This window comes from Streptomyces sp. NPDC051822 (genome assembly GCF_044452745.1).
GTDB lineage: Bacteria > Actinomycetota > Actinomycetes > Streptomycetales > Streptomycetaceae > Streptomyces.
Genome location: NZ_JBITBZ010000002.1, coordinates 77,194 through 100,043, shown reverse-complemented (window position 1 = coordinate 100,043; position 22,850 = coordinate 77,194). Strand labels below are relative to the sequence as shown.

17 protein-coding genes are annotated in these 22,850 nt (G+C 73.0%); 6 read left to right on the top strand and 11 right to left on the bottom strand.

The features are described 5' to 3' along the window. Window positions 1-37 precede the first annotated feature (37 nt). The gene (locus ACIA8N_RS06210; protein WP_365783351.1) at window positions 38-1,510 is read left to right on the top strand and encodes a sigma factor-like helix-turn-helix DNA-binding protein; all 1,473 of its coding nucleotides are present in this window, start codon (window positions 38-40) and stop codon (window positions 1,508-1,510) included. A gap of 91 nt (window positions 1,511-1,601) precedes the next feature. Here ACIA8N_RS06210 and sucD read toward each other — a convergent pair whose 3' ends face one another. The 6 genes from sucD to ACIA8N_RS06180 form a co-directional block, all read right to left on the bottom strand. Then, on the bottom strand, window positions 1,602-2,486 hold the full coding sequence (gene sucD, locus ACIA8N_RS06205; protein ID WP_030549112.1) for a succinate--CoA ligase subunit alpha: 885 nt from the start codon (window positions 2,484-2,486) through the stop codon (window positions 1,602-1,604). A 21-nt stretch (window positions 2,487-2,507) separates the two neighbouring features. Continuing rightward, complete coding sequence (gene sucC / locus ACIA8N_RS06200) at window positions 2,508-3,686, bottom strand: ADP-forming succinate--CoA ligase subunit beta (protein ID WP_365783350.1); 1,179 nt, start codon at window positions 3,684-3,686, stop codon at window positions 2,508-2,510. 450 nt (window positions 3,687-4,136) lie between these two features. Continuing rightward, window positions 4,137-5,345 (bottom strand): VWA domain-containing protein, encoded by a 1,209-nt coding sequence (locus ACIA8N_RS06195; protein WP_399416075.1) that lies wholly within the window; start codon window positions 5,343-5,345, stop codon window positions 4,137-4,139. Window positions 5,346-5,359: 14 nt separating this feature from the next. Then, window positions 5,360-7,663, bottom strand: a complete 2,304-nt coding sequence (locus tag ACIA8N_RS06190) for a DUF5682 family protein (RefSeq protein WP_365783344.1) — start codon at window positions 7,661-7,663, stop codon at window positions 5,360-5,362. Window positions 7,664-7,808: 145 nt separating this feature from the next. Further along, a complete protein-coding gene (locus ACIA8N_RS06185; RefSeq protein WP_365783342.1) occupies window positions 7,809-8,975 on the bottom strand; it encodes an AAA family ATPase in 1,167 nt (388 codons plus the stop codon). A gap of 160 nt (window positions 8,976-9,135) precedes the next feature. Further along, window positions 9,136-9,558: a hypothetical protein gene (locus ACIA8N_RS06180; RefSeq protein ID WP_365783340.1), complete on the bottom strand. Its 423-nt coding sequence runs from the start codon at window positions 9,556-9,558 to the stop codon at window positions 9,136-9,138. A gap of 158 nt (window positions 9,559-9,716) precedes the next feature. Between ACIA8N_RS06180 and ACIA8N_RS06175 the strand changes: the two genes are divergently transcribed. After that, window positions 9,717-11,066 (top strand): SWIM zinc finger family protein, encoded by a 1,350-nt coding sequence (locus ACIA8N_RS06175; RefSeq protein ID WP_365783338.1) that lies wholly within the window; start codon window positions 9,717-9,719, stop codon window positions 11,064-11,066. Between the two features lie 38 nt (window positions 11,067-11,104). Further along, on the top strand, window positions 11,105-12,892 hold the full coding sequence (locus ACIA8N_RS06170) for a DUF5691 domain-containing protein (protein WP_365783336.1): 1,788 nt from the start codon (window positions 11,105-11,107) through the stop codon (window positions 12,890-12,892). A 135-nt stretch (window positions 12,893-13,027) separates the two neighbouring features. Here ACIA8N_RS06170 and ACIA8N_RS06165 read toward each other — a convergent pair whose 3' ends face one another. Then, on the bottom strand, window positions 13,028-13,435 hold the full coding sequence (locus ACIA8N_RS06165) for a cobalamin B12-binding domain-containing protein (protein WP_030549125.1): 408 nt from the start codon (window positions 13,433-13,435) through the stop codon (window positions 13,028-13,030). A 305-nt stretch (window positions 13,436-13,740) separates the two neighbouring features. Between ACIA8N_RS06165 and ACIA8N_RS06160 the strand changes: the two genes are divergently transcribed. Continuing rightward, window positions 13,741-14,532, top strand: a complete 792-nt coding sequence (locus ACIA8N_RS06160) for an alpha/beta fold hydrolase (protein ID WP_365783334.1) — start codon at window positions 13,741-13,743, stop codon at window positions 14,530-14,532. 222 nt (window positions 14,533-14,754) lie between these two features. Then, window positions 14,755-16,368, top strand: coding sequence for a M23 family metallopeptidase (locus ACIA8N_RS06155; RefSeq protein ID WP_365783332.1), 1,614 nt, complete (start codon window positions 14,755-14,757; stop codon window positions 16,366-16,368). A gap of 69 nt (window positions 16,369-16,437) precedes the next feature. Here the strand turns inward: ACIA8N_RS06155 and pcrA are convergent, their stop codons facing one another. Both pcrA and ACIA8N_RS06145 read right to left on the bottom strand, forming a co-directional pair. Beyond that, complete coding sequence (pcrA, locus tag ACIA8N_RS06150) at window positions 16,438-18,891, bottom strand: DNA helicase PcrA (protein ID WP_365783330.1); 2,454 nt, start codon at window positions 18,889-18,891, stop codon at window positions 16,438-16,440. Between the two features lie 68 nt (window positions 18,892-18,959). Next, window positions 18,960-19,313 (bottom strand): hypothetical protein, encoded by a 354-nt coding sequence (locus ACIA8N_RS06145; RefSeq protein WP_365783328.1) that lies wholly within the window; start codon window positions 19,311-19,313, stop codon window positions 18,960-18,962. A gap of 344 nt (window positions 19,314-19,657) precedes the next feature. Between ACIA8N_RS06145 and ACIA8N_RS06140 the strand changes: the two genes are divergently transcribed. Beyond that, window positions 19,658-20,767, top strand: a complete 1,110-nt coding sequence (locus tag ACIA8N_RS06140; RefSeq protein ID WP_365783326.1) for an NlpC/P60 family protein — start codon at window positions 19,658-19,660, stop codon at window positions 20,765-20,767. A 34-nt stretch (window positions 20,768-20,801) separates the two neighbouring features. Here the strand turns inward: ACIA8N_RS06140 and ACIA8N_RS06135 are convergent, their stop codons facing one another. Continuing rightward, a complete protein-coding gene (locus ACIA8N_RS06135; protein WP_365783324.1) occupies window positions 20,802-21,524 on the bottom strand; it encodes a response regulator transcription factor in 723 nt (240 codons plus the stop codon). Beyond that, window positions 21,521-22,783 carry a PspC domain-containing protein gene (locus ACIA8N_RS06130; RefSeq protein ID WP_365783322.1) on the bottom strand — a complete coding sequence of 421 codons (1,263 nt, stop codon included), beginning with the start codon at window positions 22,781-22,783 and terminating at the stop codon, window positions 21,521-21,523. Before ACIA8N_RS06130 ends, ACIA8N_RS06135 begins: the two co-directional genes overlap by 4 nt. Window positions 22,784-22,850: the final 67 nt, after the last annotated feature.

Sequence of the window (22,850 nt, the reverse complement as noted above, 5' to 3'; positions counted from 1 at the left end):
TTTCCGCCCAGAGCAGCTCTGCGGGAGGTCGACACCGATGAGCCGGAGCACCGCGGATTCCGCCCCCTCCGCCACCCTGCCGACCCCGAAGGAGCGGCGCAGGTTGCGTGAGGCCCTCGCCCTGAGCGAGGAGCAGGTCGCCGAGGCCATGGGCGTCACGAAGGCCACGGTCAGGGCGTGGGAGACGGGGCGTTCGACGCCCCGCGGCCGCAAGCGTGAGGCGTACGCGAAACTCCTCGGCACGTACGAGCCGGGCGGCGCCGCGCCGTCACCCGAACGGCCGTCCGGGTCCACGCCACAGAAGCCACAGCCCCAGCCGAAGCGAGAGCCACAGGCAGAGACGCAGGCGCGGGCAGAGACACAGGCGCAGGCATCGGGACCGGGCGCGGCATCGGGACCGGCTCAGTCCGGCTCCAGCGCTGGCTCCGGGTCCGGCTCCGGGTCCGGCTCCGGCAACGTGCGGCCCAAGGCCGCCGCCAAGCGGGCCGCCAAGCCTCCGCGGGCCCCTTCCCCCTTCCCGGCCATCGCCTCCGGCCCCGCGCGCAAGGGCCCCGCAAAGCCGCAGGAGCGGCTGAAACCGGCGGCGAGGGCGGCGCAGGCGACTCCTGAGGCTCCGAGTACCCCTGCGACCTCCGAGACCCCTGAGGCCCCGGCGGCTCCAGCCGCTCCGGCCCCCGCGGACCCGGTGGCGGAGGCTCCCGCCGTACCGGGCCTCACCCCCGAGGAGGCCTTCGACGCGCTGTACGCGCACGCCGCGCCCGGTCTCGTCCACCAGACGTACCTGCTGACCGGCCGCCGACGGCTCTCCCGCGAGTCCGTCGAGTACGCCTTCCACCACGCCTGGGAGCACTGGCCCGAGGTCGCCGTCGACCCGGACCCGGTGGGCTGGGTGCGGGCGACCGCGTACGAGTACGCCCTCTCCCCCTGGCACCGGTTTCGCCGCGCCCACAAGCACCCCGACGCCCCGCCGACCGAGGCGAACCGCAGGGCGCTGCTGGCCGCGCTCCTGGAACTCCCGCCGCCGTACCGCCGTACCGTCCTGCTGTACGACGGGCTCGGCCTCGACCTGCCCGAGACGGCGGCCGAGACCGAGGCGAGCACTCCCGCCGCCGCCAACCGGCTGCTGCACGCCCGTACCGTCCTCGGACAGCGGATCCCCGAGCTCGCCGAGCCCGAGGCCCTGCACCGGCGGCTCGGCGCGCTGGTCGCGGAGGCGCCGACGGCGACCCTCCCGGCGGCCCGTGCGGTCCGGACCGGCAGCGAACGGCGGACCCGCACGTGGACCCGCGCGGTGCTCGGCGTGACGGCGGTCCTCATCGGGGTCACGGGACTCACGGCGGTGACGGCGCCGACCCGGTACATCCCGGTGAACGCCCCCGGCGAGACCGTCAACGGCGTACCGGTGCGGGGCGGGCCGCAGAAGCTCCGCCCTGAGGACCTGGAGCTCCGCGACAAGCTGCGCTCCGAGCCGAACCCGGGCCCCGAGCGGCTGGTCCCGACGGCCGAGTAGGTGCCGCGGCACGTGAGAGGGCCCCGCCCCCACCCGGTCTCCCGGGAGGGGCGGGGCCCTCTCACGTACTGCCTGTCAGGCTGCTGTGCGTTCAGCCCGCGAGGATGGCGCGCGCCAGCTTGGCCGTCTCGGTCGGCGTCTTGCCGACCTTGACGCCCGCGGCCTCAAGGGCCTCCTTCTTCGCCTGCGCCGTGCCGGAGGAGCCGGAGACGATGGCGCCGGCGTGGCCCATGGTCTTGCCCTCGGGCGCGGTGAAGCCCGCGACGTAGCCGACGACCGGCTTGGTGACGTTGGCCTTGATGAAGTCGGCCGCACGCTCCTCGGCGTCGCCGCCGATCTCGCCGATCATGACGATCAGGTCGGTGTCGGGGTCCGCCTCGAACGCCGCGAGGGCGTCGATGTGCGTGGTGCCGATGACCGGGTCGCCACCGATGCCGACGGCGGACGAGAAGCCGAGGTCACGGAGCTCGTACATCATCTGGTACGTCAACGTGCCGGACTTCGAGACCAGGCCGATGCGGCCCGGCTTCGTGATGTCGCCCGGGATGATGCCGGCGTTGGACTGGCCCGGGGTGATGAGACCGGGGCAGTTCGGGCCGATGAGGCGGGTCTTGTTGCCCTTGTCCACGGCGTACGCGTAGAACGCGGCCGAGTCGTGGACGGCGATGCCCTCGGTGATGACGACGGCGAGGGGGATCTCGGCGTCGATCGCCTCGACGACGGCGGCCTTCGCGAAGGCCGGCGGCACGAAGAGGACCGAGACGTTGGCGCCGGTCTCCTTCATCGCCTCGGCGACGGTGCCGAAGACCGGGATCTCGGTGCCGTCGAAGTCGACGGTCGTGCCCGCCTTGCGGGGGTTCACGCCACCGACGATGTTGGTGCCGTCACCCAGCATGAGCTTGGTGTGCTTCATGCCCGTGGCACCGGTCATGCCCTGGACGATGACCTTGCTGTCCTTGTTGAGGAAGATAGCCATGGCTCTGGTGTCCCTCGTCCCTTACTTCGCAGCCGCGAGCTCGGCGGCCTTGTCGGCCGCTCCGTCCATGGTGTCCACGCGCTGCACCAGCGGGTGGTTGGCGTCCGACAGGATCTTGCGACCCAGCTCGGCGTTGTTGCCGTCGAGGCGCACGACCAGCGGCTTGGTGACCTCTTCGCCCTTCGACTTCAGGAGCTCCAGGGCCTGGACGATGCCGTTGGCGACCTCGTCACAGGCGGTGATGCCACCGAAGACGTTGACGAACACGGACTTGACGTCCGGGTCGCCGAGGATGATCTCCAGGCCGTTCGCCATGACCTCGGCCGAAGCGCCGCCGCCGATGTCGAGGAAGTTGGCCGGCTTCACGCCGCCGTGGTTCTCACCGGCGTACGCGACGACGTCCAGGGTCGACATGACCAGACCGGCACCGTTACCGATGATGCCGACCTCGCCCTCGAGCTTGACGTAGTTGAGGCCCTTGGCCTTGGCGGCAGCCTCGAGCGGGTTGGCTGCGGCCTTGTCCTCGAGCGCCTCGTGCTCGGGCTGACGGAAGTCGGCGTTCTCGTCGAGAGACACCTTGCCGTCCAGGGCCAGGATGTCGCCGGAGGCGACCTTGGCCAGCGGGTTGACCTCGACGAGGAGCGCGTCCTCGGCGACGAAGGTGTCCCACAGGGTCACGAGGACCTCGGCGACCTTCTCGGCCACCTCGGCCGGGAACTGCGCCAGGGCCACGATCTCGCGGGCCTTGACGATGTCGACGCCCTTGTTGGAGTCGACCGGCACCTTCGCCAGCTTCTCGGGGGTCGTCGCGGCGACCTCCTCGATGTCCATGCCACCGGCGACGGACGCCATGGCGAGGAAGGTGCGGTTGGTGCGGTCGAGGAGGTACGAGACGTAGTACTCCTCGAGGATTTCCGGAGCGGTCTCCGCGATCATCACCTTGTGGACCGTGTGGCCCTTGATGTCCATCCCGAGGATGTCCGTCGCGCGGGCGACGGCCTCTTCCGGGGTGGCGGCCAGCTTCACGCCGCCGGCCTTGCCGCGGCCACCGACCTTCACCTGCGCCTTGACGACCGACTTGCCGCCAAGACGCTCGGTGGCCTCGCGCGCCGCCTCAGGCGTGTCGATGACTTCACCGGCCAGCACCGGTACACCGTGCTTGGCGAAGAGGTCCCTCGCCTGGTACTCGAACAGGTCCACGCGCGTCCGTCCCTTTTCTGATGATCGCGGTTCGTTGTCTGCGTGGGCGTGCCGCGAAGGGCAACGTGACTGCTCTGTCACAAGGAGGGCGTACACGGTGACCGTGGACGCGGCATGTCCGTCTCGCAGGTTATCGCCGAGGGACCTGGGTCCCTAAATCGCAGATCACACCAGAGCGGTGATACGGGTCACAGACCGTAGGGGCCGGAGGGCCGTACGTAGGGGGCGCGGGGTGGGGACGTGCGGCGTTCGCCGCAGGCGGCGCTTGGCCTTCCGGCCCCTCACGACGCGCCGGTGAAACGAGTGAGGGGCATTCCGGCGCCTGTGTGATATGAGCCTCAGTGGAGGTTCCCGACACCCGTGCGGGTGGTCCCGACGACGAATTCCGCACCACGGACGGTCACCTCGCGCACGGACCGCGGGCCGCGCTGGTCGGCGGACCGCTGCCCGTCAGTCGGCGGGTATCGGCAGGGGGCGCTTCTCCAGGGCGGCCGCCATGATCTCGGGGAACAGGTCGGGGGTGCAGGCGAAGGCCGGGACCCCGAGCGCGGCGAGCGCCGCCGCGTGATCACGGTCGTAGGCCGGGGCGCCCTCGTCGGAGAGGGCGAGCAGCGCGACGAACTGGACCCCGGCGGCCTTCATCGCCGCGACCCGCTTCAGCATCTCGTCGCGGATGCCCCCCTCGTACAGGTCGCTGATGAGGACGACGACGGCGTCGGCCGGGCGGGTGATCTTCGTCTGGCAGTGGGCGAGGGCACGGTTGATGTCGGTGCCGCCGCCGAGCTGGGTGCCGAACAGGACGTCGACGGGGTCGTCGAGCCGGTCGGTCAGGTCCACGACGGCCGTGTCGAAGACGACGAGCCGGGTGGCGATCGACCGCATGGAGGCGAGCACCGCTCCGAAGACGGAGGCGTGGACGACGGAGGCCGCCATGGAGCCCGACTGGTCGACGCAGAGCACCACCTCCTTCTTCACCCCCTGGGAGGCCCGGCCGTGGCCGACGAGCCGCTCGGGGACGACCGTGCGGTGCTCGGGCAGGTAGTTCTTGAGGTTGGCGCGGATCGTGCGGTCCCAGTCGATGTCCCGCTGCCGGGGCCTGCTGATCCGGGCGGAACGGTCGAGGGCCCCGGTGAGCGTCGCCCTGGTGCGGGTGGCCAGACGCTTCTCCAGGTCGTCGACGACCTTGCGCACGACGGCCCGCGCGGTCCGCCTGGTGGTGTCCGGCATGGCCTTGTGGAGGGAGAGCAGGGTGCCGACGAGGTGCACGTCCGCCTCGACGGCCTCCAGCATCTCCGGTTCCAGGAGGAGGGTGGCGAGGCCGAGGCGGTCGATCGCGTCGCGCTGCATGACCTGGACGACGGAGCTGGGGAAGTACGTGCGGATGTCGCCGAGCCAGCGGGCGACGGAGGGCGCCGAGGCGCCGAGCCCTGCCGAGCGGTCCCGTCCTGTGCGGTCGCCGCCCCGGTCCGCGCGCCCGTACAGGGCGGTGAGGGCTCCGTCCACGGCGGCGTCGGTGCCGGTGAGCGGGCGGCCTGTGCCGTCGGCCTCCCCGCCGCCCAGGACGAGCCGCCAGCGGCGCAGCCGCTCGTCGTCCGCCGTTCGCGTGCCCGTCCCGGCGCTGGTCGTCCCTGGGCTGCTCGTCCCAGTGCTGCTGCTCATGCCTGTGCTGCTGCTCATGCCATGACCTCCGTACCGAGGACGAGGTGGAGGAGGGGCAGCACGGCGTCCGCCCGCTCCCGGTCGAGCGTGGCGGCGAAGCCGGGGACGCCCGGCGCGGAGTGCCCGGGGCCGCCGGCTCCCGGACCGCGGGCGACCAGTTCACCGAGGGTGCGGCGCGCTGCCGGCTCGTACGTGGAGAAGGTGCGGCGCAGCAGCGGCAGGACATCGGTGAAGGCCCCGGCAGGAACGCCGGTGAGCCAGTCGTCGACCAGGCCGAGGAGCCGCTCGTCGTGGACGAGGAGCAGCCCGCCGCCGGAGGCCCCGCCGGCGAAGCCGTCGATCCACGCGGCGGCGTCGGCCGGCGGGGTGCCGGGCGAGAGGGCCCGGCTCATCAGCAGGGCGGCCTCGCGGTCGGCGATCCGGCCCTCGTCCAGGAGGATCCGGGCGGCCCGGCCCCTGAGGACGCCCGGCACCCGGTCACGGTCGGCGAGCCGGCGCAGGACGCCGGCCCAGCGGTCGGCCGGCCCGGCGGCGTCCGGCAGCAGGCCGATGGCCTGGTGCACCTCGTCGATCCGCTCGCGCATGGCGGTGGCCGCGTCGGTGTCGAGCCCGGCGCAGGCGGGCGGCAGGCCGACGCAGATCCGCTCGGCGAGACCGGCCGCGACCTCGGCGAGGGCCTCCGTGTCGGTGCCGCGGACATCGCCGTAGCGCAGCGAGCGGGCCAGCGCCGGGAGGGCCTCCGCGAGGTGGGAGACGTCGGTGTCGAGGGCGGCCCGGTCGGCGAGTGACCGCATCACGACGGGGAGCGCGCCGCTCAGCCCGGCGAGGAGGCACTGCTCGGCGAGGGCGGTGATGTCGGCGAGCGCGGTCGCCGCCTCGGCCCGGGAGCGGGCCCTGGCGGTGGCGGCGGCCTCGACGGTGGTGCCCCAGACGCCCGCCTCGGCGACCTGGACGTGCTGCTCGGGCTCCCAGCGCAGCCGCCAGGTCTCCCGGAAGGTTCCGGTGCCGGCCCGGCCGGCGGCCGGCTCGCCCCAGCCGACGCCGAGGAGCCGCAGCCGGTGAAGGAGCCGGCTGCGCTCGCCGTCCATGTCCTTGCGGAGGTCCAGTTCGAGCGTGCGCTCGGTGGCCTCGGGCTTGAGGCGCAGGCTCCGCCGGCGGCGGGCCAGGTCGTGCTGGAGGGGCACGGCGGGGGCGCCGGCCGGGACCTCGCCGAGGACGTCGCCGACGACCAGGCGGTCCCGGACGAGGTCGAGGGGCACGTCGGAGCCCTCGCACAGTACGGCGCGGACGGCGTCGGTCGTCTCGTCGAGGCCGGGGGCCGGCCGCCCGCGCAGGGCGGCCAGGTTCCGGGCGAGCCGGACGGCCTCGATGACATGGGCGGGGGAGACGGGGTGGTCCTCGGCCCTGAGGAGCCCGGCGACCTTGGTCATCCAGCGCTCGACGGGCCGGTCGGGTGCGGAGAAGAGGTGCTCGTACCAGCCGGGCGCGTCGATCCCCGCGCCGTACCCCGAGCGGCGGGCGAGCCTGCGGTGGGTCCAGGGGACCCAGGTCAGCTCGGCCTTCACCTTGGGCAGGCCCTTGAGCAGGGCGCGGTCGGCGGCGACGGTGGTCTTCCGGGTGAGGGCGGGGACGTGCCAGGCGCCGCAGACGACGGCGACGGAGTCGCCGAACTCCTTGCGGGCGGCGCGGAGCTGGATCCGCATGTACGCCTCGCGGACGAGGTCGCGGGGGTGACCCCCGTGCCCGTACGCCTCGCGGAGTGCGCCCATGGCCTCGGCGAGGGCCTCGAACGGGGCGGTGGGGCCGACGGCGTCGCCGGCGGAGCACAGTTCGACGACGTCCTCCCACCAGCGCTCGGCGGCCCCGTCCCCGGCGGCCCCCGTGGCCCCGGCCGCCCCGGCGAGTTCCGCGATCGGGTCGATCCGCCTGCCGCCCCCGGAGAAGCCCTCCTCACCGTCGTCGCCGTCGCTCCAGGTGGGGTCGGAGGCGGCGAGGGTGTGGGTGGCGGGCAGGTCGATGAACCGGACGGCGGCGCCATGGTCGAGGGCCCAGCGGATCGCGACCCACTCGGGCGAGAACGAGGCCATGGGCCAGAACGCGGCCCGCCCCGGGTCGTCCACGGCGTGGGCGAGCAGCGCGACCGGGGGCCGCATGCCGGGGTCCCCGGCGAGCGCGACGAGTGCGTCCGCCTCGGCCGGACCCTCGACGAGCACCGCGGCCGGCTGCTCCGCCTCCAGGGCGGCCCGCACGGCACGCGCCGATCCGGGCCCGTGGTGCCGCACGCCGAGCAGCAACGGCCCGCCTCCGCGCCGGACCATGCCGGGGGACGTCAGGCGCCCACCGGACGCCAGACCCTCACCGAAGGCCAGACCCTCACCCGAAGCCGGGCCTTCACCCGAGGCCGTACGCGCAGCCGACGCCGCACGCGCAGCCGACACCATCCCCTCACCGGACGCCACGCGCTCACCTCCCGTCATGGCTCACCTCGCGGCAGGCGCGGTAGAAGTCCTTCCAGCCGTCTCTTTCTCTGACCACCGTCTCCAGATACTCCTGCCAGACGAGCCGGTCGGCCGCCGGGTCGCGGACGACGGCGCCGAGGATCCCCGCGGCGACGTCCGCGGGCCGCAGGACGCCGTCGCCGAAGTGCGCGGCGAGGGCGAGGCCGCCGGTGACGACGGAGATCGCCTCGGCCGTGGAGAGCGTCCCCGAGGGGGACTTGACCTTCGTCCGCCCGTCGGTCGTGACCCCGTCGCGCAGTTCGCGGAAGACGGTGACGACCCGGCGGATCTCGTCGACGCCTTCCGGCAGGGCCGGAAGTTCCAGGGAGCGCCCGAGCTGCTCGACGCGGCGGGCGACGATGTCGACCTCCGCCTCCGCCGTGGCGGGCAGCGGCAGGACCACGGTGTTGAAACGGCGGCGCAGCGCGCTGGAGAGTTCGTTGACGCCCCGGTCACGGTCGTTGGCCGTGGCGATCAGGTTGAAGCCGGGGACGGCCTGCACCTCCTGGCCCAGTTCGGGAACGGGGAGGGTCTTCTCGGACAGGATCGTGATGAGCGTGTCCTGCACGTCGGCGGGGATGCGGGTGAGCTCTTCCACCCGGGCCGTCATGCCCTGCGCCATCGCCCGCATCACGGGGCTCGGTACGAGGGCGTCCCGGCTTGGGCCTTCGGCGAGGAGCCGGGCGTAGTTCCAGCCGTACCTGACGGCCTCCTCGGGGGTGCCGGCGGTGCCCTGCACGAGGAGGGTGGAGTCGCCGCTGACGGCGGCGGCGAGGTGCTCGGAGACCCAGGTCTTGGCGGTGCCTGGCACGCCGAGCAGCAGCAGGGCGCGGTCGGTGGCGAGGGTGGTGACGGCGACTTCCACGATGCGGCGCGGTCCGACGTACTTCGGTGTGACGACCGTCCCGTCGGGGAGGGTGCCGCCGAGGAGATAGGTGGCGACGGCCCACGGCGAGAGCCGCCAGCGAGCGGGCCTGGGGCGGTCGTCGGCTGCGGCGAGGGCGGCGAGTTCGTCGGCGAAGGCGTGCTCCGCGTGCGGCCGCAGGACCTCGGTCACGGGCTGCGGCCGCCCCGGTCCGGTGTCCGTCTCGACACCGGAACCGGGCTGCGCGATGGTTTCGGGCACGGGCATGGATCCCCCTCCAGATCGTTCGACCTGCTGTGCCTTCCAAGGTGCACCATGCCACTGACAATCGGATGTCACCGCTGGTCAGGGGGAGTTCGGCACGTGAGGGAGGGTCAGCTCACGCGTGGCGCGAGGGAGGGTCCGCGCGCCCGGAGTCGGACGATGGTCAGCCCACGACCGGGGAGACGGCGACGCAGCCGCCCGCCATCGCCTGCTCGGCCTTGGCCTCCTTGATGACCTTGCCCTGGTAGATGACCTTGCAGGTGAGGTCGCGCGGGTCGAGCGCGACCGGCATGACGGCCGGCGGCATGATGCCCGTCAGCTTCACCGTCTTCTTCCACGGCGTGGCCGGCTTCTTCTCCGACTCGAGCTTCGGCTCCATCGCGGAGCCCTGGCCGGCGTGGTAGTCGATGGACTCGACGCCCTTGCCCGTGACCTCGTAGGTGACCTCGTAGGACTCGGTCACGCCCTTGTCGACCTGGTCGACGGCCTTCTCGGCGACCTCGGAGCAGGCGCCGAGGCCCAGGGCCAGGCCGGCGGCGGCGAGCACCGAGACGGCGGTACGGGTGGTGCGGGTGGTGCGCTTCATTACGGGGTCCCCTGGGCGGCGGTTCGATCGTGGATCAGTCGGTCTCGCGCAGAGAATCGTAAAGGAAGGGTAAAGTCAAATCCCTTCACCGCCTCCCCACACCCTTCGAACACGCAGGCCACAGCCGCTTGTCAGTGGTGGCCTCTACCGTCGGGGACATGAATGCCATGGGGGTGCGCATGACGGTGGATCAGGTCCTTGCCCTGGCTCCTGACGAGACCTCGCGCAGCGCGGGAAGCAAGCTCGGCACGGCCGGGCCGTGGTCCGGCACGGGCTGCGGCGAGGGCGCGGTGTGGGGTCTGTGCCAGGGCAGCGGCAGCGCGCCGTACCGGACGGCCGTCGACATCACGGGGCCCGCGTACCTGTGCGACTGCCCCAGCCGCAGATCCCCCTGCAAGCACGCGCTCGGGCTGCTGCTCCTCCAGGCCTCGGACGGCACGGCCGTCGAGGTCGCCGCCGTGCCCGAGTGGGCCGCGCCCTGGCTCGCCACACGGAACGGGCGCGCGGAGAGCACGTCCCGGGAGACCCGGGCGGGCGCCGCGCCCGAAGGCCCGGCGGATCCCGAGGCCGCTCGCCGCAGGGCCGAGCGGCGGGCCGCCCGGATCACCTCGGGCGCGCAGGAACTCGAGCAGCGGCTCTCCGACCTGCTGCGCGGCGGCCTGGCGACAGCCGAGCAGTCCGGGTACGGAGTGTGGGAGGAGACGGCGGCCCGCATGGTCGACGCCCAGGCCCCGGGACTCGCTGGGCGTGTCCGGGAGTTGGCCTCGATACCGGGCTCGGGTCCCGGCTGGCCCGTGCGGCTCCTGGAGGAGTGCGCGCTGACCCATCTGCTCGACCGGGCCTGGCTCACCGTCGACCGGCTGCCCGCCCCGTTCGCGACGACCGTACGGACCCGGGTCGGCCTCACCGCCCCGGCCGACGGCGCCCCGGTGCGGGACCACTGGCTCGTCCTCGCGCAGTACGACGCGGCCGACGCCCGGCTGACCACCCGGCGCGTCTGGCTGCACGGCACGACGAGCGGGCGCACGGCTCTGCTCCTGTCCTTCGGCGCGGCGGGCAGGGCACCCCGACTGGCCCTGCCCGTGGGCTCGGTGCTCGACGGCGAGGTCACGCCGCACGCGGGCTCCGGCCGGCTGCGCGCGGAGCCGGGCGAGCCGTTCGTCCCGGTCGCCGCCCCCGCGGTACCGCCGCCGGGCGGCCCGGTGGGCGAGGCCCTCGACGCGTACGGCCGGGCGCTGCGCGAGGACCCGTGGCTGGACTCCTGGCCCGTGACGCTGAGCGAGGTCGTTCCCGCGCGCGCGGAGTACGGCTGGCAACTCGCCGACGCGGACGGCCGCGAGGCCCTGCCACTGACGCCCACCGCCCAGTCGAGGCCCGGGCTCTGGCGCCTCGTCGCCCTGTCGGGCGGTGCCCCGGTCACGGTCTTCGGGGAGTGCGGGCACCGCGGGTTCACCCCCCTCGCCGCCTGGTCCCCGGAGGCTCCCGGAGAGACGGTCCCGCTGATATGACATCCGCCCACCGCACCCGGCCCGCCCCGAGGACCCCGATGGAGAAGAGCACGACGCCGCCCACCACCGTGGTTCTCACGACGACCGCTCCCGCCGGCGCCGCTCCGACCACCACCGTCGCCACCGCCGAAGTCCCCACCGCAGCCGTTCCCGCCGGTGGCGTTCCTACCGCCGACGGTGCTGACAAGGGCCTCTGGGAGGAGCTCGTCACCTCGGCGCTGCTCGGTACGGACCGGCGCCCGCCCGCCGGACTCGCCGGGACAGCGGCCGGGGACCTGCCCGGCGCACTCCTCGACGCCGCCGCGCTGCACACCGTACGGCGGAGGGCCGGGCTGCGCCCCGGGCCCGCCGCGACGCCTCCGGACCCCGCGCCCGAGGACCCGCGCAGACCGCTGCCCCCGGCGGCCCGGCGGCGGCTCGACCAGTTGCTCGCCGGGCGCGCCGCACCCTCGCCCGCCGGACGGCGCGGGGCCGCCCCCGATCTCGCCGAACTGCTGCCGCAGTGGCTCGCTCTCGCCAACGAGCGCGGATACAAGGCCCCGGCCGCCGGCCTGCCCGCACTCCTCGACGCGGCGCGGGCCCGTACCGATCTGCGGCCCCAGGCGCTCCGGCTCGCCGGACCGCGCGGCCTGTGGCTGGCCCGGCTCAACCCCGAGTGGAGGTTCGCCCTCCGCGGCACGGGCGCGGGCGGCTCCCTCCCGGCTCCGGGCGACCGGGAGGCGGTGCGCGCCCTGTGGGACGAGGGCCTGTTCGCCGAGCGGGTGGCCCTGCTCGCGGCCGTACGGGCGGAGGACCCGGCGGCAGGTCTCGCCCTCCTCGCGTCCACCTGGTCAGCCGAGCGGGCCGAGGACCGGCTGATGTTCGTCGACTCCCTGCGGTCGGGACTCTCGGCGGCGGACGAGGAGTTCCTGGAGGCGGCCCTCGGCGACCGCAGCCGTAACGTCCGCGCGACCGCCGCCGAACTGCTGTCCGCCCTGCCGGCCTCGGCGCTCGCGGGCCGGATGGCGGCCCGCGCGATCACCTGCGTCGGACTCGACCGGACGGCGGAGTCGCCGACGATCACCGTGGAGGCCCCGCACGAGTGCGACACGGCCATGCAGCGGGACGGCCTCGTGGCGTCGCCTCCGGCCGGGCGAGGCGAGCGGTCCTGGTGGCTGGGCCAGCTCGTCGAGGCCGCTCCGCTGTCGTGCTGGCCGCTCCGGTTCAGGGGGCGCGGCCCGGAGGAGATCGTGGCGCTTCCGGTCGCCGACGACTGGCGGGACGAACTGCACGCGGCCTGGTGCCGGGCGGCGGTACGGCAGCGGGACGCGGCCTGGTCGCGCGCGCTGCTCGGGTCCCCCGCCATCCCGCCCGCGACGGGTCCCGGCACCGCGTCGCTGGCCGAGCGGGCCCAGCTCCTGTCGACGCTCCCTCCGGGGGAACGGGCGCGCTGGGTCGCCTCGTTCATCGCGGCGCACGGCCTGTCGGAGGCGTTCCAGCTGCTCGGCGTCTGCGAGGTGCCCTGGGCGGAGCCGCTGGGCGGGGCGGTGATCGACGCCCTCGACATCGCACGCGAGGCGGGCAGCTATCCCTGGAGCTTCAGCGGGGTGATGGGCCTCGCGGAGCGCTGCCTCGCCCCGGAGGCGGCGCGGCAGCTGGAATCGCTGACGGCCAGACCTGACGAGGCGGAGGACACCTCCCCCGGCGCGGGCGGCTACTGGTCCGAGGCCTTTCAGCGCCTGGTCTCCACGCTCCGCCTGCGCGCGGCGATGAGGGCCGAGCTCCTGGACCTCGAATCGTCACCGGACTCCCCCGGCGGGCAGCTTCCCGCGCCGCCGGGCCCCTGACACGACGAAGGCCCTCCCGTGAACGCTTCGGGAGGGCCCTGAGGGCCGGGAGGCGCGCGAGCGCCGGGAGGCATGACGGCGCGGCCGCTGGGACGCGGCCGATCCGGACGGAATTACGCGGCCGACCGGATCGGGTTACGCGGCCACGCGGACGTTCGCGTTCACCCAGTCCACGATGGACGTCGTCGTGGCACCCGGCGTGAAGATCTCCGCGACGCCCTTCTCCTTCAGCGGCGCGATGTCCGCGTCCGGGATGATGCCGCCGCCGAAGACCTTGATGTCCTCCGCGTCCCGGTCCTTGAGAAGTTCCAGGACCTTCACGAACAGCGTGTTGTGCGCCCCGGAGAGGATCGAGAGGCCGATCGCGTCGGCGTCCTCCTGGATCGCGGTGTCGACGATCTGCTCGGGCGTCTGGTGGAGCCCGGTGTAGATGACCTCCATGCCGGCGTCGCGGAGTGCCCGCGCGATCACCTTGGCTCCGCGATCGTGGCCGTCGAGACCCGGCTTGGCGACGACCACGCGGATCGGACCGCTCACACCCATCACTGCCTCCACATGCGACCCCCGCGCCTGATTGCCGGGGAGGTGAACGAACGTTATCTCCAGCATCCCGCACCGGGCCGTTTCGCGGAGGCGAGCGAGGGGGAAATCACACGTGGGACATGTTCGCTCCGCGCCGTTCCCCGCTTACGGGCCCTCCTCCTGGGCCCACCAGCCGCAAGCGGGGCCCGGTCGCGAAGGGAGCCGCGACGAGGTCCGCTGCGCCTCCGTGCCGCCGTCCGTGCGGCGCGGAGGCGCGGCGCACCGGCGTGCCGTCCGGCCCCGCGTGCCGCTTCGGGAGGCCGGCCATGGAGCTCAGCAAGGTCACCGGTCTGATGAAGGCCACCGCGCTGGAGCTGGCGATCCTCACCGGACACCTCGTTCTGTACCCGTCCGGGATCGTCGCCGAGCGCCTCTCGCCGGCCGCTCCCGCGGCCACGATCACCCCTGGCCGGCGCCCGGTCGTCCTCCTGCACGGCTTCGGGGACAACCGCTCGGTCTTCGTCCTGCTGCGCCGCTCCCTCGCCCGGAGCGGCCGTGACTGCGTCGAGTCGATCAACTACTCACCGCTCACCTGTGACCTGCGGACCGCCGCCGAGCTGCTCGGGCGCCGCGTGGAGGAGATCCGTGCGCGGACGGGACACGCCGAGGTCGACATCGTTGGTCACAGCCTGGGCGGGCTCGTCGCCCGCTATTACGTACAGCGTCTCGGCGGTGACGGCCGGGTACGGACCCTGGTCATGCTCGGCACCCCGCACTCCGGCACCACCGTGGCGCCGCTCGCCGACGCGCATCCGCTGGTACGGCAGATGCGCCCCGGATCGGCGGTGCTGACGGAGCTCGCCGAGCCCTCGCCGGGCTGCCGGACCCGGTTCGTGAGTTTCTGGAGCGATCTCGACCAGGTGATGGTGCCGGTGGAGACGGCCCGCCTCGACCACCCCGACCTGCTCGCGCACAACGTACGGGTCAGCGGGATCGGCCATCTCGCGCTGCCCGTGCACCCGACGGTGGCCGCCGGGGTCCTGGAGGCCCTCGACGCGGGCGGATCCGAGGCCCGGCGGGCCTGGGAGGAGGAGCCCGGAGCCAGCTCCGTCGCCTGACACTCCGGGACTGTTCTTCGAACGTTTCTCGAACACAAGGCCAAAGCTCTTCCCATGAGCTGGCGAAACACTGCCGATTGCCCTTTTCCTGCGGCTCCCGACCCCTCCGAAGATTGTCGGCCGCGCATACCGCCGGGTACAGTCGCGCCACTGCTTACCCCCGGGACACCCCTCGTCGGGCCGCCCCGGACTGGTCCTGCTGCCGAGGCGAGAGAGACGTTGGTGAACGACCAGCACCCCCACGCCGGGTACGTCGGAGACGGCGCCCACCCCACCGGCAGCTTCGACACCGACCCCCTCTTCGGCGCCTACGCCGACGGCCGGTCCGACCAGAGCGGCCAGTGGGACCTCAGCGGGTACGACACCACCGGCGCGTACGGAACGACGGGGCAGTTCGACACCACGCAGTACGACACGACGGGGCAGTACGGCGTCCCCGGTCAGTACGACACGACCGGCCAGTGGGACACCACCGGACAGTGGGACACCACCGGCGCCTACGCCGCCACGAGCGCGTACGGGACGGCGACGGGTCAGTACGACGCAGCCCCGCAGCAGTACGACGCCGCCACCACGTACGACGCCGCCCCCTCCTACGACGCCACCGGCTCGTACGACACCACCGGCCAGTGGGACGCCTCCGCCTGGACCGACACCCAGCACACCGGCCAGTACGAGACCGCCCACTCCGGCGCCTACGCCGCCCAGGGCACGTACGGCCACGAGGCCTACGACACCACCGGCCAGTGGGCCGCCCCCGCTTTCGCGACCGACACCGGCGCCTACGACGCCACCGCGTGGAACCACGCCGCCCCGGAAGCCGAGCCGGTCGTCCCCCACCAGTACACCCCGCAGGCCGAGCACACCGCGGAGTTCGCGCCGTACGAGGACGCCCACGGCGCCGAGGACCTCGCGGAGACGGAATACGACGGCACCGAGGCCGCGTACGACCTCTCCGACGACCACCAGGACCACGGCGACGCCGACGCCGATGACCGCGACGACGAGCCCGCCATCGAACTCCGCACCGACTCCCCCGTCGCCGGCCGCCCCGTGCGCCGCTCCTCCGGCGGCGGCCGCGGCCGGCGCCGCACCCCCGCCAAGCGGTCCGCGCTGCTGACCGTCGCCGTCCCCTCCGCATGCGTCATGGGGGTCGCCGGCATCGCCGCCGCCTCCGTCGGCGGACTCACCGGAACCGGTACCGACGGCGGGCAGAAGAAGGACGACACGACCTCCCTCGCCGCCGCCGACCCCGGCTCGGTCAAGCAGGTCGCCGCCAACAACGCGCTCGACACCCAGCTCGCCGCGCTCAGCGCCGACGCCCGCGACTTCGGCGACCGCGCCAGCCGCACCCAGGAACGCATCGACCTCAAGGTCCGCCAGGCGGCCGAGAAGAAGAAGCGCGAGGAGGAGGCCGCCCGCAAGGAGGCGATGCGTCCGAAGTTCCTGCTGCCGGTCAAGCTCCACCAGCTCAGCGCCCGCTACGGCCAGTCCGGCGTCAACTGGATGTCCGTACACACCGGCATCGACTTCCCCGTGCAGTACGGAACCCCCGTGATGGCCGCCACCGACGGCACCGTCCGCACGCAGTGGAACGGCGCCTACGGCAACATGGCGATCGTGACCGCCCCCGACGGCACCGAGACCTGGTACTGCCATCTGAGCAGCACCAAGATCCGCTCGGGTTACGTCAAGGCCGGCGACGTCATCGCGTACTCCGGCAACTCCGGCAACTCCACCGGCCCCCACCTCCACTTCGAGGTCCGGCCCGGCGGCGGCTCCGCGATCGACCCGCTGGCCTGGCTCCGCAGCCACGGTCTCGACCCGACCGCCTGAGACCCGCCTACCCGTACGCACGACAGAGGGCCCCGGCCGAAGCCGGGGCCCTCTGTCGTACCGCTGCGACTACAGCTTCTCGACCGGCGCGTACCGCAGCAGCAACCGCTTCGGCTTCTCGTCACCGAAGTCGATCGTCGCCTCGGCGTCGGCGCCCATGCCCTTCATCGCCATGACCGTGCCGAGCCCGAACTGGTCGTGCGTGACCCGGTCGCCGACCTGGAGCGAGATCACCGGCTTGTCCCCGCCGGCGCGCCGGGTGGCGAAGCCCGAGGGGCCGGAGCGCGCACGGGACGAGGAGAGCGAGGAGGTGATCCCCGAGGTAGGCCCGGCGGGCTTCGCCATCGGACCGGTCCGCTTCCACTCCAGGTACGTGGTCGGGATCTCCTCCAGGAAACGCGAGGCCGGGTTGTACGAGGGCTGGCCCCAGGCGCTGCGCATCGACGACCGCGTGAGGTAGAGCCGCTCACGTGCCCGCGTGATGCCGACGTACGCGAGGCGCCGCTCCTCCTCCAGTTCCTTCGCCTGGCCGAGGGCGCGCATGTGCGGGAAGACGCCGTCCTCCATGCCGGTGAGGAACACCACCGGGAACTCGAGGCCCTTCGCGGTGTGCAGCGTCATCAGGGTGATGACGCCCCGGCCCTCCTCGTCCTCGTCCGGGATCTGGTCCGAGTCGGCGACGAGAGCGACCTTCTCCAGGAACTCGGCGAGCGTCGCGGGCTCCTCGCCGCGCTCCTGCTCGAACTCGAGCGCCACGGCCGCGAGTTCCTGCAGGTTCTCGATGCGGGTCTCGTCCTGCGGGTCGGTCGAGGCCTGGAGCTCGGCCAGATAGCCCGTGCGCTCCAGGACGGCCTCCAGGACGACGGCGGGTCCCGCGCCGGACTCGACGACCGTGCGCAGCTCGTCCATGAGCACGTTGAAGCGCTTGACGGCGTTCGCCGAGCGGGCGGCCATGCCGTACGCCTCGTCGACCCGCTTCAGGGCCTGCGGGAAGGTGATCTTCTCGCGGAGCGAGAGGGCGTCGATCATCGCCTCGGCACGCTCACCGATGCCCCGCTTGGGGACGTTGAGGATGCGGCGCAGAGGGACGTTGTCCTCGGGGTTGGCGAGGACGCGCAGGTAGGCGAGGACGTCCCTGACCTCCTTGCGCTCGTAGAAGCGCACGCCGCCGACGACCTTGTAGGGCAGTCCGACGCGGATGAAGATCTCTTCGAAGACACGCGACTGGGCGTTCGTCCGGTAGAAGACGGCGACGTCCCCGGCCTTGGCCTCGCCCGTGTCCGTGAGCCGGTCGATCTCGTCGGCGACGAACTGGGCCTCGTCGTGCTCGGTGTCCGCGACGTATCCGGTGATCTGCGCGCCCGCGCCCGCGTTCGTCCACAGGTTCTTGGGGCGGCGCGACTCGTTGCGCTCGATGACGGCGTTGGCCGCGGAGAGGATCGTCTGCGTGGAGCGGTAGTTCTGCTCCAGGAGGATCGTGGTGGCGTCCGGGTAGTCCTCCTCGAACTGGAGGATGTTGCGGATCGTCGCGCCGCGGAAGGCGTAGATCGACTGGTCGGCGTCACCGACGACGCACAGCTCCGCCGGGCCGAGGTCCTCGTATCCCGTGCCGACGAGCTCCCGCACCAGCGTGTACTGGGCGTGGTTGGTGTCCTGGTACTCGTCGACGAGGACGTGCCGGAACCGGCGGCGGTAGTGCTCGGCGACGTCGGGGAACGCCTGGAGCAGGTGCACCGTCGTCATGATGATGTCGTCGAAGTCCAGGGCGTTGGCCTCGCGCAGCCGCGCCTGGTACATCCGGTACGCCTCGGCGAGCGTCTTCTCGAAGCCGTCGACGGCCTGGTCCGCGAAGGTCTCCTCGTCGATCAGCTCGTTCTTGAGGTTCGAGATCTTGGCGCTGAACGACTTCGGCGGGAACTTCTTCGGGTCGAGGTCCAGGTCCCGGCAGACCAGGGACATCAGCCGCTTGGAGTCGGCGGCGTCGTAGATCGAGAAGGAAGAGGTGAAGCCCAGCTTCTTCGACTCGCGGCGCAGGATGCGGACACAGGCGCTGTGGAACGTCATGACCCACATGGCGTTGGCGCGCGGGCCGACGAGGTGCTCGACGCGCTCCTTCATCTCGCCCGCGGCCTTGTTCGTGAAGGTGATCGCCAGTATCTGGCCGGGGTGCACGTGCCGCGTGCCCAGGAGGTGGGCGATGCGGTGGGTGAGCACCCGGGTCTTGCCGGAGCCGGCGCCGGCGACGATGAGCAGCGGGGTGTCGGTGTGGACGACGGCGGCGCGCTGCTGCTCGTTCAGCCCGTCCAGGAGCGCGGCGGGGTCCACGACGGGGCGGGGGGCGCCGTCCCGGTAGTGGGAGTCCCGGGCGGGCGGAGGCACGTCGAAGTGCTCCCCGAAGAGGTCGTGCGGGACCTCCTCCACGGCCGGGGAGCCGTGCTCGTGGTCCTCGGGGTGGGGCGGGGGCTCCTCCGAGGAGTGGTTCTGGAGGCCGGCCAGGAAGCTGTCGTCAAAGAGGCTGCTCATCGCCTCACGAGTCTAGGACGCCCCACCGACATCCGGGCCCGCCTTCGGGACGGTCTCTGTGGAAGCGCTCACACCCAGAGGGTCGCGATGAAGATGTTCGCCGTGGTCAGGCCGCCGACGGCGGCGAAAAGGCCCTTGTCGACCTTCTCCTCGTCGCGCTTCACGTAGACCAGGCCGAGGACCACCACGAGGACGGCCAGCTTGATGCCGATCTTGACGTTGTTCACGGTCTGGTCGTCCGCCTGGTTCAGGCCGACGAGCGCGACGCCGGTGACCAGCATGGTCAGCGCGCCGTGCAGCATCGCGGGGCTGAAGCGGGCCGTACCGGCTCCCATCGCCTTCATCTGGGTGAGGAATCCGCCCAGCAGGGAGGCGATACCGATGATGTGCAGGGCGACGAAGACATTGATGAGTACGTCCATGGGGCGGAGCCTAACCGGGCCCCTACCACCGCCCTCGGGCCGGGTCCACCCGCTCCGTCGCTTCGGTCGGCCGACCGCCGCAATGTTCCCCGGTCCGGCGCTCCGGGCGAAAGAGAACGCTCCTCGACCGTCAACTGTCGCCAATAGCGGTCAACTCACCGTGCGGCCGTGACCCCAGGTTTAGCGTCCTGCACCAGGTGGCCGGCTCCCCACCACCGCCGGCGATCCGGCGGTTGTCGGCCGCCCCCGCCGAGAAACCCGGCGGCGGTCCGTCTCCCCTGTGCGGCCCGCCGTCGGCCCCCGGCGGGCCCGTTCCCCTCAGGCAGAGGATGTGACCCGCCCTCGTGGCAGCACACCGAAAACCCAAGCAGTCGCCCCTCGGTGGGCAGGCGGTCCGCACCGCCGCCACCCTCGCCCTCGCCTCCGCCGCGACCACGACCCTCTTCGAGGGGTCCGCGCAGGCCGAGCCCCGGCCCACCACCGCCCAGGTCAAGGCGAAGGTCGACCGGCTCTACGAGGAGGCCGAGGTCGCCACCGAGCGGTACAACGGGGCGAAGGAGAAGGCCGACGAGGCACGCGCCTCGTTCGACCGGCTGCGCGACGAGGCCGCCCGCAGAACCCAGCGGCTCAACACCGCCCGGGACCGGCTCGGGGCCATGGCCGCCGCACAGTACCGGTCCGGCGGCCTCGACCCCGCCGTGCGGCTCGCCCTCACCTCCGACCCCGTCCAGTACCTGGAGCGGGCCGCCCTCGCCGAGAAGGCCGGGGACCGGCAGGCCGCCGCCGTCAGTGCCGTACGGCGGGAACTGGGCGCGATCCGGCAGCTGCGCGCCGAGTCGGAGGGGCGCCTGACCTCGCTGCGAGAGCACGAGACGGAGCTGCGGCGCCAGAAGGCGGCCGTACTCGACAGGCTCCAGGCGGCACGGACCCTGCTCGCCCGGCTGACCGCAGAGGAACGGGCCCGGTACGAGGCGGCCACGGCGGGCCGGGACGGCACCGGCGGCTCGTCAGGCGGACCGGACGGTACGACCGCCTCCGGCGGCTCCGCGACGGTCCGCGCCGACCGCTCCTCGGGAGGCGAGCGCGCCTCGGTGACCGCCCCTAACGCACGGGCCGCCGAGGCCATCTCCTTCGCCCGCGCCCAGCTCGGCAAGCCGTACGTGTGGGGCGCGACGGGCCCCTCCGGGTACGACTGCTCGGGCCTCACCCAGGCCGCCTGGCGCGCCGCGGGCATCTCCCTGCCCCGGACCACGTACACCCAGATCAATGCCGGCCAGCGCGTCTCCCGCACCCAGCTCGCCCCCGGTGACCTGGTCTTCTTCTACTCCGGCATCAGCCATGTCGGGCTCTACATCGGCGGCGGCCAGATGATCCACGCTCCCCGACCGGGCGCCCCGATCCGGGTCGCCCCGATCGACGAGATGCCCTTCGCCGGAGCGACCCGAGTGGGCTGACGAACCGGAAGGCCGACGCGGACCCGCCGGCGGCTCAGACCAGGCGGCGTGCGGTCGCCCAGCGGGTCAGCTCGTGGCGGTTGGAGAGCTGGAGCTTGCGGAGCACCGCCGAGACGTGGGACTCGACCGTCTTCACCGAGATGTAGAGCTGCTTGGCGATCTCCTTGTACGCGTACCCCCGGGCGATCAGCCGCAGCACCTCCCGCTCCCGCTGGGTCAGCCGGTCCAGGTCCTCGTCCACGGGCGGGGCGTCCGTCGACGCGAAGGCGTCCAGGACGAATCCGGCGAGCCGCGGGGAGAACACGGCGTCGCCCTCCTGGACCCGGAAGATCGAGTCGACCAGGTCGGTCCCGGTGATCGTCTTGGTGACGTAGCCACGGGCGCCGCCCCGGATCACCCCGATCACGTCCTCGGCCGCGTCGGAGACCGACAGGGCCAGGAAGCGGACCGGGTCCTCCGGCGCCCCCATCAGGTTCGCGCAGCGCCGCAGCACCTCCACCCCGCCGCCACCAGGAAGATGTACGTCGAGGAGGACGACCTCGGGCCGGGTCGCCGTGATGACGGTGACGGCCTGGTCGACGTCGGCCGCCTCGCCGACCACCTCGACGCCGGTGACCTCGGTCCGGCCGATCTCGGCCTGCACCCCTGTGCGGAACATGCGGTGGTCGTCGACGAGCACCACCCGCACTCTGTGTCCCGTGCCCGCAGCCCCCGCATCGGTCCCGGTGCCGGTCGCTGTCCCGGTCTCGTCGCTCATCCGTCCGCCCTCTCCATCTCAAGCTCCACTTCGGTGCCCCCGCCCTGCGCGGACCGCAGCCGGGCCGTACCGCCGTGGCGCTGCATCCGGCCGATGATCGATTCTCGTACGCCCATCCTGTCCTCGGGCACCGCGTCCAGGTCGAAGCCCGGCCCCCGATCCCGCACCGACACGAAGACCGTGCGGCCCTCCACCTCCGCGTACACCTGTACGGCCCCGCCCTCGCCACCGTACTTGGCGGCGTTGACCATCGCCTCGCGCGCGGCCTGGATCTGCGCGACCAGTCCGTCGTCGAGCGGACAGTCACCGACGACGACGACCTCCAGGGGGACGCCGTGCTTGTCCTCGACCTCCGCCGCGGCCTTCTTCACCGCCTCCGCGAGGGTGTCGGGCTCCTCGTCCCTGCCGGTGCCCTCGGGCTTGTAGAGCCAGTTCCGCAGCTCCCTCTCCTGCGCGCGGGCGAGGCGGCGCACCTCCCCTGCCTCGTCGGCGCTGCGCTGGATCAGGGTGAGGGTGTGCAGCACGGAGTCATGGACGTGGGCCGCCACCTCGGCGCGCTCCTGGGCGCGGATGCGCATGGTCCGCTCCTCCGTGAGGTCCTGCGACATCCGGACGAGCCAGGGTCCCGCGAGCAGCGCTATCCCGGTGAGGACCGCGACGGCGGCGGTGAGGGCCGTGCCGAGCTGGGCGACGGAGCCGCGGACCACGACGAAGACCGCGAGACCCGTGCCCACCAGGGCGACGCCGACGAGACCGCGGGCGAGGTGGAAGGCGCGCCGGCGACGCCCGACGTCGGTCCAGCTGGCCCGACGGGCGTTGTCCGCCTGTCTCCAGACCAGGACGACGCCCACGCAGATCAGGATCGTGGGCCAGACGTACCGCCCGCTGTCGCTGTCGACGTTGACGTTCCCGACGAGGACCGCGCCGCCGATGGCCAGGGCTATCAGGGCGAAGATCTGTCCCCGGTCGGGCTTGCGCAGTCTGCGCCGCCCGTCCGGGGTGGTCTCGAACACGGGGCGCGGGGCGGTCCGGCCGCCGACGCCGAGCGGGACGACGATCCAGAACGCCGCGTAGATCAGAACCCCCAGGCCGTCCATGAAGGAGAGGACGATGAAGAGCACCCGCACCCAGACGACCGGCAGGCCGAGGTGGCCGGCGAGGCCGCGGGCGACACCGCCGAGCCACCGCCCGTCGGCGCTCCTGTAGAGCCTGCGCACGGGCGGTTCGTCGGTCTCGGTGACACGAGCGGCTGCGGACATGCATTGATCGTCACACGGGCGGCCCGCCCGGGACATCAGGGTCTGCCCTGAGATCGCCCCTGGTACC